Source organism: Bradyrhizobium sp. SHOUNA76 (genome assembly GCF_023006445.1).
GTDB lineage: Bacteria > Pseudomonadota > Alphaproteobacteria > Rhizobiales > Xanthobacteraceae > Bradyrhizobium.
Genome location: NZ_JALBHA010000001.1, coordinates 20,271 through 33,643, shown reverse-complemented (window position 1 = coordinate 33,643; position 13,373 = coordinate 20,271). Strand labels below are relative to the sequence as shown.

Here is a 13,373-nt window from a genome sequence, read left to right as displayed (position 1 = left end):
CGTGTGCGCGACGTGTGCACCGGAGATCAAGAAAAATGTCAGGAGGGCGCAACGAAATCCATGCGCACCGCCAGATATTTTGACGGCACTGTTTCCAGATTGTGATTGAATGCGTCTGGTTTCTCCGCAACGACTCGTTTCGAGTGCACCGCGCTTGCGCAGGAAATCCGGCGTGAGGATTTCGATCGACGTCGCCAGGCTCATTGCGCGGATTGGGCTCGCCAACGCCGCTAGACCGCAGAGGGACGATTTGTATAGTGAGCGAAAGGATAGCTCTACGGCTCCACATCAGCTGAGCTTCAACACCAGGTGAATCGTGTGCGGATCAAGCTTTGCTGAAGCGAAGCCCAACTTGTCGAACACGCTGCGCATCCGGGCGTTTTCCGGAAGAACCTCCGCCGTCAGCTCGGCCAGGTCGGCGCTGCGAGCGAGTGCAACGAGGGTACGGGCCAGCATCGAACCGATTCCGCGTCCCTGCCAGGCGTCCACCACCATGAAGGCCATCTCGGCACGTCCGGGTTCGAAGACGATGTAGCGGCCGCCTCCGACGATGGCATTTTGGCCGGCTTCCGTCGCAAGGACCACCAGCGCGACGTGGTTCCTGAAATCGACGTTCATGAAGAAGGCGCGTTCGCGATCGGAGAAGTGGTGCTTCGTCGCGAAGAACCGGCGCTGCAATGATCGGGCGCCGGTCTGTTCCACTGCGGCGAGCATGCCGGACTCATCCTCAGGGCGAAGCGCCCGGATTTCGACCTGACTTCCATCTGGTAAGTGCTCGCGTGCACTGTAGCTGGCGGCGTCCGACATCGCGGCTCCCGGTAAGGCAAACCGGCTCCGATAGGGCCCGGCGTCGGCTGATCAGGTCCCCGCGGCCCGTGGAGTGTTTGATCCAGATCAAGATTGTATCGCCAAGCTGCGAGCTACGCTTGCTGATAGTCTGACCTGGACGCCGCCTTGAAGACACTTCGCCAGCTTCTCACCGGAGAGGACGTGATCCAGCTCGTGATCCGGCTCGGATTGCTCGCTCTGCTGATCGTTTGGACGTTCTATCTGGTCCGTCCCTTCGTCACGATCCTGGTCTGGGCTCTCGTGCTCGCGGTCGCGTTCAATCCCGTCTTTGTTTTGCTCGCAAAGATCCTGGGCGGCCGGGCGAAGCTCGCCGCGGTCATTCTTACGGCCATCAATCTCGCGATCGTCATCGGGCCCGCGGCCTGGCTCGGACTCGGCGCGGTCGACGGGATCAGAGCTTTCGCCGGCGAGCTGGCGGCGGGCGATCTGGCCATTCCGTCGCCGCCCGCGACGATCAAGACCTGGCCGCTGATCGGAACGCAGCTCTACGATTTCTGGGATCAGGCCTCGACCAATCTCCGTTCGGTCCTGCAGCGGATTGTGCCTTATCTGAAGCCCTTTGCGGGCACGCTGCTTGGCGTCGCGGGCGATGCCGGCGTGGGCACGATCAAGTTCCTGCTATCGGTGGCGGTCGCCGGCGTCCTCTTTCCCTATGGACCGCAGCTCGTGACGGCGGGCAGGGAGTTCCTGTCACGGATCGTGCCCGAACAAAGCGAGCACTTCCTGGACCTGGCGGGCGCAACTATTCGCGCGGTATCCCAGGGCGTGATCGGCATCGCAGTCGTCCAGGCGCTGCTGGCCGGCATCGGATTCAAGCTGGCCGGCATCCCGATTGCTGGGCTGCTTGCCTTCGTCGTGCTGATGCTCTCCGTCGTGCAGATCGGCGCAGCCATCATCATGCTGCCGGTGATCATCTGGATCTGGACCGACAAAGACCTCGGCACGGCGTTGCTGCTGACGCTTTTTCTCGGAATCGTCAGCATTCTCGACAACATATTGAAACCTCTCGTGATGGGGCGCGGCCTGACGACGCCGACGCTCGTGATCCTCATCGGCGTGATCGGGGGCACGCTGGGGCACGGAATCGTCGGTCTCTTCATCGGGCCGATCATCCTGTCGGTGGCGTGGGAGCTCATGGTGGCCTGGATCAGGACCGACCGCGCCGTTCCGCAGCCGCAAGCATCGTCGACCGTTGACCTAAATCAACATCGGCCAACTCTGAGTGCCTTGGATGAAACCGCGCGACGATGAGGTACGGAACATGTCGATGGAGAAACCTACAGTGCCAAGCGGCCCGTTGTCGGGGCTTGTCGCCTCGGCCGTCGAATACATGGTCGATGCCAGCCAGCGGAGCGTCCTGTTCCTCGACATCATGCGCCGGCGCGGCGACCAGTACAGGGAGCACGTCGCGCAGACCGCGCCGCACGTCCTGCAATATGCCGCCGAATTGATCATCGACGGCCGCAAGCTGGACGAGCCCGTCAACTATGCGCTGGTTCGTATCATTCCGCCGAAAGGCGTCGAAATTGATCCCGAGCGGCGGCCGTTCGTCGTTGTCGATCCGCGCGCCGGCCACGGGCCGGGCATCGGCGGTTTCAAGGCCGACAGCGAGATCGGCGTTGCGATGAAGGCCGGGCATCCCTGCTACTTCGTCGGCTTCCTGCCGGAACCGATGCCGGGACAAACCATCGAGCGCATCGCACGGGCCGAAGCGTTGTTCGTCGAGAAGGTCATCAGCCTCCATCCCAAGGCTGACGGCAAGCCATGCGTGATCGGAAACTGCCAGGCTGGCTGGGCGGTCATGATCCTGGCGTCGCTGCGGCCGGAATTGTTCGGACCGCTCATTATTGCCGGGGCGCCGCTCGCCTATTGGGCGGGCGTGCACGGCAAGTATCCGATGCGCTATTCCGGTGGTCTGCTGGGCGGAAGCTGGCTGACGGCGATGACCTCCGATCTTGGCGCCGGGAAGTTCGACGGCGCCTGGCTGGTGCAGAATTTCGAGAGCCAAAATCCGTCGAATACGCTCTGGACCAAGCAATACAACGTCTATTCCAAGGTCGACACCGAGGCTGACCGCTATCTCGAATTCGAACGCTGGTGGGGTGGGCACGTCAACCTCAACGCCGAGGAAATACAGTTCATCGTCGATGAGCTTTTCATCGGTAATAATCTCGCCGCGGGCAAGATCGAGATGTCCGACGGCCAGAAGGTCGACTTGCGCAATATCCGATCGCCCATTCTCGTGTTCTGCTCCGAAGGCGACAATGTCACCCCGCCGCAGCAGGCGCTGGACTGGATCCTCGATTGCTATGCCGATGTCGACGAGATCCGGGCCTATGGGCAGACCATCGTCTACACCGTTCACAAGAGCATCGGCCATCTCGGCATCTTCGTCTCTGGCGGGGTTGCCAAGAAGGAGCACGCCGAGTTCTCCAGCAATATCGACCTGATCGACGTGCTGCCGCCGGGGCTCTACGAAGCGACGTTCGAGGCCAAGGGCGAGGAAACCACGAACTCCGATCTCGTCGTTGGTCAGTGGGTGATGCGCTGCGAGGCGCGGACGCTCGACGATATCCGCGCCATGGGTGGCAACTCCCCTGAGGACGAGCGGCGCTTCGCCGCCGCCAAGCGCGTCTCCGAGCTCAACCTTGCCGCCTACCAGAAGTTCGCGCGGCCCTGGATCAAGAACATGGTGACGCCGCAGATGGCGGACATGATGCGCAACTTGCATCCACTTCGGCTGCAATATGAGGCCGCGAGCAGTCAAAATCCATGGATGACGGCGGTGAAGTCGGCCGCCGAGGAGATCGAGGACAATCGCAAGCCGGCTTCCGCGGATAATCCTTTCGTCGCCTTCCAGGAGCAGATGTCCAAGCAGATTGTGCACGCGCTGGATAGCTGGCGCGATGCACAGGAAGCGCTGAGCGAAACGATCTTCCTCAACGTCTATGGCTCGCCAGCCTTGCAGGCGGCCGTCGGAATCGATCCGACGTCCGAACCATCCCGGCGGCGCGAGATGACGCCCGAGCATCGCGCGATGCTGGAGACGCGGATTGCGCAGCTGAAATCGACGATCGGCGAAGGCGGCCTGCGCGAGGCAGCCATCCGCAGCCTGCTCTATATCGGCTCAGCGCGCGGAATGGTCGATGAGCGCAGCATTGAGGCCTTGCGCCAGATCCGCCGGGACTACAGTGGACCGCGAATGACGTTGCCTGAGTTCAAGATGCTGGTTCGAGAGCAATTCTTCATGCTGCTGATCGACCGGGAAGGCGCCGTTGATGCCATCCGGAAGCTGTTGCCCGAGGATATGACCCAGCGGCGTGCCGCCTTCACGGCGATCAGCGAGGTGCTCTCCGCTAGCGGCGACATCACGGGCGAGCGCGCAAGAAGGTTGCAGCGTGTCGCCGCCTTGTTTGGCGTCGATGCCGGGGAGGGCGTGTCGAACGTCGCCCCTTTCGATCCAAAGGCGAAGGCGTCGTAAGGCTGTCTGAAAGGACCGGGAGCCAGATCATGTCAGCCGAAACGAGGCAAACACAGTCTCCCAGCAAGTACGATCGACTAATCGTCGCAGCAAAGGCCGTTCCGCCGCTTCCGACAATCGTGGTGCATCCCTGCGACGAAACCTCGCTGCGCGGCGCTGTCGACAGCGCGCAGGCAGGCATCATCCGCCCGATCCTGGTCGGGCCTGAAAACAGGATCAGGGATATCGCGGGAAAGCACGGCCTCGATATCGCCGGCTTCGAGATGGTCAACGCCGCTCACAGCGACGAAGCGGCCGCCAGAAGCGTCGAGCTCATTCACGCGGCCAAGGGCGAAATGCTGATGAAGGGCAGCCTGCATACCGACGAGCTGATGCGGGCCGTGACCGCGAAAGTGGGCGGCCTGCGCACCGACCGCCGCATCAGCCATGTATTCGTGATGGACGTGCCGGCCTATGCCGAAACCCTGTTTGTGACGGATGCGGCCATCAACATCTTTCCCGATCTCGATGCCAAGCGAGACATCATCCAGAACGCGATCGATCTCTACGTTCAGGCCGGCTTCGGCGTATCGCCGCGGGTGGCGATCCTTTCGGCGGTCGAGACCGTGACGTCCAAAATTCCATCGACTCTTGAAGCCGCGGCGCTCTGCAAGATGGCTGATCGCGGCCAGATTACCGGCGGCGTGCTCGACGGACCGCTGGCCTTCGACAACGCGATCGATATCGAGGCCGCGCGCATCAAGGGGATCAAATCGGAAGTGGCTGGCCGGGCGCAGATCCTTGTCGTGCCGGACCTCGAGGCCGGGAACATGCTGGCGAAGAATCTGGCCTATTTCGCCAAGGCCGATGGTGCGGGCCTCGTGCTCGGCGCCCGCGTTCCGGTCGTCCTGACCTCGCGCGCGGACTCGCCGCGTGCGCGGATGGCATCGTGCGCAGTGGCCTCGCTCTATGCCAACGCCAGGCGCCAACGTTCGCCAACAGTCGCCGCGTGACCGCCATGGATACGATCCTCGTCGTCAATGCCGGCTCCTCCAGCGTCAAGTTCCAGGTCTATTCTGTTGAAGGAGAAGGCAAGCTCCGGCGCCAGATCAAGGGCCAGGTCGACGGCATCGGCAGTCGTCCACGGTTGCGGGCGAGTGGCGCGAATGGCAATCCGATCGCCGATCGCGCTTACCCGATCGAGGCGGTGCCTGACGTTCCCGCCGCGATGGGCACGGCCGGCGAATGGTTGCGGGACGAACTTCGCATCCATCCGATCGCTGTCGGGCATCGCGTCGTGCATGGCGGTCCGGAATACGATCGGCCCGTGTTGATCGACCACGGCGTGGTTGCTCGTCTCGAACGCTTCGTGATGCTGGCCCCACTGCATCAGCCGCACAATTTGGCACCCATTCGTTCGATTCTTGCCGGTTTCCCAGCGCTTCCGCAGGTGGCCTGCTTCGACACCGCGTTTCATCGTACGCATGGCCCGCTCGCCGACCATTACGCAATCCCGCATCGGCTCCATGCCGAAGGCGTGCGGCGATACGGTTTTCACGGCTTGTCCTACGAGTATATCGCAAATGCCTTGCCGCAAATCGCGCCGGATATCGCCAAGGGTCGTGTGATCGTTGCCCATCTCGGCAGTGGCGCTTCGATGTGTGCGATGAGCCAGGGGCAGAGCGTCGAGAGCACGATGGGCTTTACCGCGCTTGATGGCCTTCCGATGGGAACGCGGCCCGGTCAGCTCGACCCCGGAGTCGTGCTATATCTGATCTCCGAGAAGGGGATGTCTGCCTCGAATGTGCAGGACTTCCTGTATCGCGACTGCGGATTGAAGGGGCTTTCGGGCGTCAGCAACGACATGCGCGAGTTGGAAGGCAGCTCGGACGCCAATGCGAAGCTGGCGATCGAGTATTTTGCCTACCGGATCGGTCTCAATGCCGGGATGCTCGCCGCCGCCCTGCAAGGCCTCGACGCCTTCGTCTTCACGGCCGGCATCGGCGAGAACTCCGCAACCCTTCGCGCGCGCGTGGTGGAGCAGCTCGGATGGCTCGGGGTTACGCTTGATCCGGCTGAGAACGCCCGAAATTCGAAGCTGATATCGCGCTCCGATAGCCGCATTCCCGTCTACGTCGTGCCGACCGACGAGGAACTGATGATCGCAAAGCACACGCTGTCGCTGCTGATGACCAAGCCGTCGACCAACCCGAGACAAGAGAGGGTGTCATGATTCCCGTGTTCCCGGATACCAAGGTTGCCCTGAAGGGAAAGAAGGGCCTTGTCGTGGGTATCGCCAACGATCAGTCGATCGCCTGGGGTTGCGCCAGGGCGTTTCGCGCGCTTGGAGCCGATCTTGCCGTCACCTATCTCAATGAGCGCGCTAAAAAGCATGTCGAGCCGCTGGCCCTGGCGCTGGATGCGCCGATCTTCATGCCACTGGACGTGATGGTAGAGGGGCAGACCGAACAGGTTTTCGAGCGGATCGCGAAGGAATGGGGGCAGCTCGATTTCGTGCTGCATTCGATCGCCTTCTCGCCGAAGGAGGCGCTGCATGGTCGCGTTGTGGACGTCGGCCGCGACGGCTTCCTCAAGACGATGGATGTCTCCTGCTGGTCGTTCCTACGGATGGCGCATCTCGCCGAGCCGCTGATGAAGAATGGCGGCACGCTGTTTACGATGACCTATTACGGCAGCCAGATGGTGGTGGAGAATTACAACATCATGGGCGTGGCGAAAGCGGCGCTTGAAGCCGCCGTTCGCTACGCTGCCGCCGAACTAGGGCCGAAAGGCATCCGTGTACACGCGATCTCACCCGGACCTCTGGCGACGCGCGCAGCATCAGGGATCCCCGAGTTCGACGAACTCATGGACAAGGCGCAGTCGAAGGCGCCGGCGCGCAGCCTGGTCAGCATCGACGATGTCGGCAATGCGACAGCGTTCCTGGCCCTCGACGGCGCCAAGCTGATCACCGGCGGCGTCCTCTACATCGATGGCGGCTATCATATCATCGACTGAGCGCGTTCAGCGATAGTGCAGGGCGATCAGCTCGGCGACGCATGCGGGCTTCTTGCCGCCTTCGACCTCGATCACGAGATGGTAGTTGACGCGGAGGCCGTCCGGTGGCACGTCCTCCGCCTCGGCAACCGTGATGCGGCCGCGCAACCTCGAACCCGCGGGCACCGGCGCCAGATAGCGTATCCTGTCGGCGCCGTAGTTCAGAGTGTTGCGCAGTCCCTTCAGCCCGATGACCGAACGGATAAACATCGGCGCCAGCGCGAGCGACAGCAGGCCGTGAGCGATCGTGGTTCCGCCCGGCAGCTCCTTCTTTGCCCGCTCCTGGTCGACATGGATCCATTGCTCGTCGCAGGTCGCTTCCGCAAACCGATTGATGCGATCCTGCGTCACCTCGATCCAGTCGCTGACGCCGATCTCGGTGCCGACAGCGGATTTGATCTCATCGAAGTCGCTGAATGTGCGCATGGTGCCGACCTGCTCAGATCTTCATTTCAGGGACTTTGTCGGGAACGGCCAGCTCAGCGTCGGTCACCGCCATCACCTCGCCGATGCCGACGCCGGGTGCGGTTTCGAGCAGAGTGGCCCTGCCGTCCGGGAAGCCAATGACCGCCATTTCGGTCACCACCAGGTTCACAGGCCGTACAGAAGTCAGCGGCAGCCAACATCTGGGAACGATCTTTGATTTCCCCTTCGCCGCGTGCTGCATGGCGACGATCACCCGCTTGGCTCCGCTGACGAGATCCATTGCGCCGCCCATTCCCGGCACCATCTTGCCGGGGATCATCCAGTTGGCGAGATGTCCCTCCGCGTCGACCTGAAGTCCGCCGAGGACGGTCACATCGACATGACCGCCGCGGATCAGTCCGAACGACATGGCGCTGTCGAAAGTGCTGGCGCCGGGCAGGGCGCTGATCGGGCGGCCGCCGGCGTCCGTTAGCGTCGGATGAGCCATGCCTTGCTCCGGAATCGGCCCCGTGCCGATCAAACCGTTTTCCGACTGAAAGAACACCTTGAGATCGGGAGGAACGTAGTTCGCGACCAGCGTCGGAATCCCGATACCGAGGTTGACGAGGTCGCCGCTCCTGAGCTCCTTGGCGACGCGTCGAGCAATGATGGTCTGTGCGTCCATGGAGATCACCCGTTCGTAATGAGGTAATCGACGAGTGGCGCCGGCGTGATAACATGGTCGGGCGCGATGACGCCAACGGGCACGATGTGCTCCGCGGTGACGATCACGGTATCGGCGGCCATCGCCATGATCGGATTGAAATTGCGCGAGGTGAGTGCATAGCTGAGATTGCCGAGGTAGTCGGCGAGGAAGGCGTGAACAAGCGCGAATTGCGCGCGCAATGCCGTCTCGAGCAGGAAGGGCCTGCCGTCGACTTCGATCTGGCGCTTGCCTTCTGCAACCAGTGTGCCGACGCCGGTCGGCGTCAGAACGCCGCCCAGTCCACATCCCCCCGCACGAATGCGCTCGACGAAGGTCCCTTGAGGCACGAGGTCGACGTTGATTTGATTGGCCAGCATTTGCTGCTGCGCTTTCGGATTGAGCCCGATATGCGTCGCGGTCAGACGCGAGACCAGGGCAGCGTCGAATAATTTTCCGACGCCTTTCCCCGGAATGGCAGCATCGTTGCAGATCAACGACAGATCGGACTTGCGCTGCCGGGTCACTTCGTCAATCAGGCGCTCCGGTGTTCCGACACCCATGAAGCCGCCGACCATGACGCTCGCGCCGGCCGGGATCATCGCGACTGCTTCTTCGACAGAAACGGCCTTCATGATTGGAGCTCCAGTCAACAGGCGATCAAAGGAAGGCGATTGAGAGACGAAATTGGCGGACGGTCGGCCGGCTCTATTGATCTGCGTCAAGGATTCTCATCGTTCCTGCCTGACGGTGATGCCGATGCTCTCAAGCGCGGCCGCCCATAGTTTGCGAACCTCGGCGTGACGCCGTTCCAGCGCCGTGCTGACAGCGTCCCGAAACGGCACGAGACTGTCACTCTTCAGCAAGAGAATTTGTGCCTGCAACAGCCGGCCGCTTTCGAATTCGATGCGGCGCAGGGCCAATACGAAGGGATCATTGACGTTCGCGTCGACCGGCAGCAGGGCCGCCGGTCGGATGCCGGCATGAATGGCATGTGCTCGTGTCGCGAGATCAATCGGAAGGGCGAGAGGCTGATTAATGATCCCCTCGACCGGCTCCGGGAGCCAGGCGGTCTCCCACGAGGCCGCCATGTAGGCCAAGGCCATGTCGGGCACCCAGGAGGTCGAGCGCTGCAACAGCGAGACAATCTCGGACTCGCGATAGAATTGGGCATTCAATTCGGTCTGCCAAGCGGCCTCGATCCGCATCGGCAGGGCGATTGCGTATTGTCGCGCCAAGGCGCCGTGAGCCGAGATCAGAAACGCGGCGATGCGTGTCTGCTGGAGTGATGGTATCCGGCCTTCCGAATCCAGCGGTCCAAGAAATCTGCTCATGGCGGCGCTGCCCGGATGGGAACGGCACGCAAATGATCATAGCCGGCCGGAAATGGCGCAAGCTCGCCACCAGGCTCCTCCGGCGCGATCCAGACTGCCCTGTTGCCATGCCAGCGCCCGGCGAGCACGTCATCGGCAAAGCGGGCGAGCAGGTCTGCCGTGAGCGCGCTCTTCTCGAGCGTGAAGGCGTGATAGGCCTTCGGAATGATCACGAGCGAGCTGTCGGGGATCTCGACGCGCAGGGTCTCGTGCAGGGCTCGCGGCGTCAGGAAGTCGAACTCGCCGTTCAGGATCATTGTCGGAACGGCGATCGTGGATAGGCGCGGCGTCAATGGCTCGAAATCGAGAAACGATTCCATCAGGTTCTGGAGCGCATAGAGATCGTTGACGAGCCAGCCCTGCCGCTTGACGCTGTCGAGCTTGTCGAGCAGGGGCTTCAGCCACTGGTCGGAGAGGTTCATCGGCAGCAGAAGGTCCTGGAGATAGCTTGTGCCCCCAAGGATCAGACCGGTCCGCAGTGCGTTGCCGAGCAAAAGCAGCTGCGGTGAGAGCTCGGCGAAGCAGCTCATTGGCACGAGGCCGGAGATGCGCTCGCCGTGCTCGATGGCGTATCGCAGCGCAATCAGCCCACCGAAACTGATGCCGCTCAGGAATATAGGGCCATCACCGAGTTCACCGATCAACAGGTGGAGCGCGGTCACCTGGTCGTCCTGGCTGATGAAGAGTGCCGGTTTGTCGGACTCGCCCTGGCCGAGCAAATCGAAGGTTGCGACGCGGAATCCTCGCGCGAGCAGAGCCTCGCGATAGGCTGACCAGAGCTCGGAGTATTGCGTGAGTCCGTTCACCAGCACATAGGCGGGCGCGTTCGCCGGCCCATCGAGCTCATAGCGGATCCGGTATGAGCCGAGACTGAGGCAGGGCATGCGGAAAACCGGCAGGTGTTCTGATGCTGCAATCTTGAGGCGCTGTTGAAGGATTCCCTTGCGTTAGATCAAAGCTCCTCAGGTCGCCCTCCCTAGCGTTTAGGCAAAACACCGCCAGGAGGACGTGCCATGATGACCGGGAGAGACGCCATGAAGCGTTGCTTCGTCAGTCTGATCGTGTTGCTGATCGGTACTGATCTCGCACTGGCGCAACCTTTGACGCGTCGCTCGTCGCAGGTGCAGCACGATGGCCTGAAGAAGACCTATGAGATCACCAATTTCCGCTTGGGTGGCAAGTACGATTTGTCCACGCCCGCCAAATGGGAGAACGGAGGGGAGGGCGGCGTCACGCTCGAATCCCTCGGCGGCGGCAAGCTCCGCACCGGCTACATCGCGATCGGCAACGCGCGGCGCAATGCAGCCGGCGAGATCACCAACGCCATCGTGATCAATTCCTACTATTCCGGCGATTCCACGGACATGTATGAACAGTGGGTCAAGGGCGCGGCGCTGTCGGGCGGCGTGCCGATCATTGGTCCGGGCCGGCCGATCGACACCGATCGCTACTACGTCATCATGGTCGATCCGCTCGGCACCTGGGGCGCCAGCAAGCCGTCCGATGGCCTCGGCATCAAATTTCCGCAGTACAGCTACTACGATATGGTGCAGGCCAATTACCGGCTGCTGCGGGACGAGCTGAAAGTTGCCCGCGTCGCGCTGGTGACCGGCGTCTCCATGGGCGGGACGCAGACCTATGTCTGGGGCGTGATGCATCCGGAGTACATTGGCGCGCTCATGCCCATCGGCGGGACCACGCAGTCGGACGGCGAGGATCCCGTCGGCAACTGGACGTTCCAGATGATGACGGCCGCCATCGAGTCCGATCCGGTCTGGCAGGCGACCAATGGCGACTACTACAAGCAGCCCAAGGAGAAGCATCCCATGCCGGGCGTTGCGTTCGGCTGGTCGATCCTGGGAATGACGGGCTATGATTTCGGCTTCCGCACGACCCAGAACTGGAGCGCAGTCCAGCCTGAAATCTTCTACTGGACGCCACCGAACGAGAAGGCGGCGCTGAATGTTATCAATCGTGCCAAGCTCTATGACGCCGTCGATCTCGTCTGGCGCAACCGGGTGGGCGAGACTCACAACGTAAATCCCTATCTCGGCCGCATCCAGGCACGGACGCTGGTGATGCACATCACCAATGACCTGTGGCTGAATTTCAAGCTGGCTCAGAAGGCCGTCGATCGCGTGCCGGGCGCGGATCTGATCGCGCAGGAGAGCCCGGTCGCTCATTACGGCGTGTTTCCGATCATCAACCAGCGCAAGAACGATCCAAAGTTCGTCGCCTTCATGGATGACGTGGCGGCCCTCGATCGCGCGCAGAAATTCGTCGACAAGAACTATCGGGTACCGGGTGTCGCAGAAGAAATCGACCCGAAGAAGTCGTTCTGGAAGGCCAATGTGACCTATCCCTATCCGGTCAAATTCGGCAGCGCCAAGGACAAGAGCGGCAACTCCTGGGAAATCGGATACATGGACGAGTACGCCGGGACCGACAGGGATCCGAAAGTGCTCGTCATCATCCACGGCAAGGGGGCGTTCGGCGGGCACTACGGCAATATCATGCAATACGCGTTGCGCAGCGGCCTGCGCGTGATCGTGCCAGACCTACCGCACTATGGAATGTCCGGTCCCGGCAATCTCGACAAGAGCCCGGCCCGTACGATGCAGGATATGCGCGAGGTGATCTATGACCTCGTCGTCAACCAGCTCGGCGTCAAGAAGGCTACCTATCTCGGCCACTCGCTGGGTGGCCAGTTTGTGATGGGCTACGCCCTGGCCTGGCCGGACGCGGTGCAAGGCCTTGCGCTCGAAGCGCCGTCGGGTCTCGAGGAATATCCGCGCGAGATCACCATTGCCAAGGGCAAGAAGGCGCGCCTGTTCGACGAGGCTTTCGGGCGTGATTTCGACAAGTGGAGGCAGACATGGGACCAAACCGGCATCCTGGCCGCTGAGAAGGCCCGTGATGAACAGAACATCCGGGACTTCTTCTACTTCAAGAAGCGCGATCCGGACACGGGCACGGTCTCGGCGGCCAAGAGCGGTTACTTCTTCAGCGACAGCGAATATGCCCGCCTGCACACCGAGCAGCGCGTCGGGCTGACTAAGGGCAATCCAAAGGAGCTGGAGCAGTGGTGCAACGTCTTCATCTACGACATCTACACGATCGGAGCGGAGCTGCAGCAGGATGACCCGAAGAGCCTCTACGAGCGGCTGCCCCAGATCAAGGCGCCGATCTTCCTGTCATTCGGTGACAAGGAACCGTTCATTCCGACCCCCGCGTTCAACGGTCTGACCGAGCTCGGGCGCGACGTCATCACGCCCTTCATGACGCGGATGACGAATGCCGGCAACCGGCCGATGCTCAAGATCTATCCGGAAACCGGTCACTTCATCCACACGGACAACCCGGTGGAATTCTCCGCCGACGTGGTTGATTTCGTCACCAAGGGGACCGTCGACACCTCCTCCCCGCTGGGCACCGACCGCATGATCAAGGGCGCGGTGGTCTCAGCCCTGCCAGTCGCGCCGACGCCGCCCGGTGCGGCGCCGACGGCTGGCCTCAACAAATAAGG

The 13,373-nt window shown here is 62.1% G+C and carries 12 protein-coding genes and 1 pseudogene; 6 read left to right on the top strand and 7 right to left on the bottom strand.

All coding sequences use genetic code 11. The annotated features are described in order from the left end of the window. Positions 1-62 precede the first annotated feature (62 nt). Positions 63-195: pseudogene (locus tag MOV74_RS00170) on the bottom strand (lipoyl synthase); the annotation flags it as partial. Between the two features lie 93 nt (positions 196-288). Next, complete coding sequence (locus MOV74_RS00165) at positions 289-807, bottom strand: GNAT family N-acetyltransferase (protein WP_246916343.1); 519 nt, start codon at positions 805-807, stop codon at positions 289-291. 147 nt (positions 808-954) lie between these two features. On the opposite strand from MOV74_RS00165, the gene MOV74_RS00160 reads away from it, so the two are divergent. Genes MOV74_RS00160 through fabI form a run of 5 tightly spaced genes read left to right on the top strand, consistent with a single transcriptional unit; the run spans position 955 to position 7,327 of the window. Continuing rightward, positions 955-2,100, top strand: a complete 1,146-nt coding sequence (locus MOV74_RS00160; RefSeq protein ID WP_246916342.1) for an AI-2E family transporter — start codon at positions 955-957, stop codon at positions 2,098-2,100. A gap of 10 nt (positions 2,101-2,110) precedes the next feature. Further along, positions 2,111-4,330 carry a DUF3141 domain-containing protein gene (locus MOV74_RS00155; RefSeq protein WP_246916498.1) on the top strand — a complete coding sequence of 740 codons (2,220 nt, stop codon included), beginning with the start codon at positions 2,111-2,113 and terminating at the stop codon, positions 4,328-4,330. 29 nt (positions 4,331-4,359) lie between these two features. Further along, positions 4,360-5,322, top strand: coding sequence for a phosphate acetyltransferase (locus tag MOV74_RS00150; RefSeq protein ID WP_246916340.1), 963 nt, complete (start codon positions 4,360-4,362; stop codon positions 5,320-5,322). Positions 5,323-5,327: 5 nt separating this feature from the next. After that, the gene (locus tag MOV74_RS00145; RefSeq protein WP_246916337.1) at positions 5,328-6,542 is read left to right on the top strand and encodes an acetate/propionate family kinase; all 1,215 of its coding nucleotides are present in this window, start codon (positions 5,328-5,330) and stop codon (positions 6,540-6,542) included. Beyond that, a complete protein-coding gene (gene fabI, locus MOV74_RS00140) occupies positions 6,539-7,327 on the top strand; it encodes an enoyl-ACP reductase FabI (protein ID WP_246916335.1) in 789 nt (262 codons plus the stop codon). The genes MOV74_RS00145 and fabI overlap by 4 nt, the downstream gene beginning before the upstream one ends. A gap of 6 nt (positions 7,328-7,333) precedes the next feature. On the opposite strand, the gene MOV74_RS00135 is transcribed toward fabI, so the two are convergent. The 5 genes from MOV74_RS00135 to MOV74_RS00115 all read right to left on the bottom strand — a co-directional run bounded on the left by MOV74_RS00135 (position 7,334) and on the right by MOV74_RS00115 (position 10,731). After that, complete coding sequence (locus MOV74_RS00135) at positions 7,334-7,792, bottom strand: MaoC family dehydratase (RefSeq protein ID WP_246916333.1); 459 nt, start codon at positions 7,790-7,792, stop codon at positions 7,334-7,336. Positions 7,793-7,805: 13 nt separating this feature from the next. After that, positions 7,806-8,456: a 3-oxoacid CoA-transferase subunit B gene (locus MOV74_RS00130; RefSeq protein WP_246916331.1), complete on the bottom strand. Its 651-nt coding sequence runs from the start codon at positions 8,454-8,456 to the stop codon at positions 7,806-7,808. Positions 8,457-8,461: 5 nt separating this feature from the next. Further along, a complete protein-coding gene (locus tag MOV74_RS00125) occupies positions 8,462-9,109 on the bottom strand; it encodes a CoA transferase subunit A (RefSeq protein ID WP_246916329.1) in 648 nt (215 codons plus the stop codon). A gap of 96 nt (positions 9,110-9,205) precedes the next feature. Further along, entirely contained in the window at positions 9,206-9,682 is a 477-nt protein-coding gene (locus tag MOV74_RS00120) for a hypothetical protein (protein ID WP_246916328.1), read from the bottom strand. Positions 9,683-9,804: 122 nt separating this feature from the next. Next, positions 9,805-10,731, bottom strand: coding sequence for an alpha/beta fold hydrolase (locus tag MOV74_RS00115; RefSeq protein ID WP_246916326.1), 927 nt, complete (start codon positions 10,729-10,731; stop codon positions 9,805-9,807). Positions 10,732-10,863: 132 nt separating this feature from the next. Here MOV74_RS00115 and MOV74_RS00110 point away from each other — a divergent pair, with 132 nt between their 5' ends. Then, positions 10,864-13,371: an alpha/beta hydrolase gene (locus tag MOV74_RS00110; RefSeq protein WP_246916496.1), complete on the top strand. Its 2,508-nt coding sequence runs from the start codon at positions 10,864-10,866 to the stop codon at positions 13,369-13,371. The last annotated feature ends 2 nt before the right edge of the window (positions 13,372-13,373 follow it).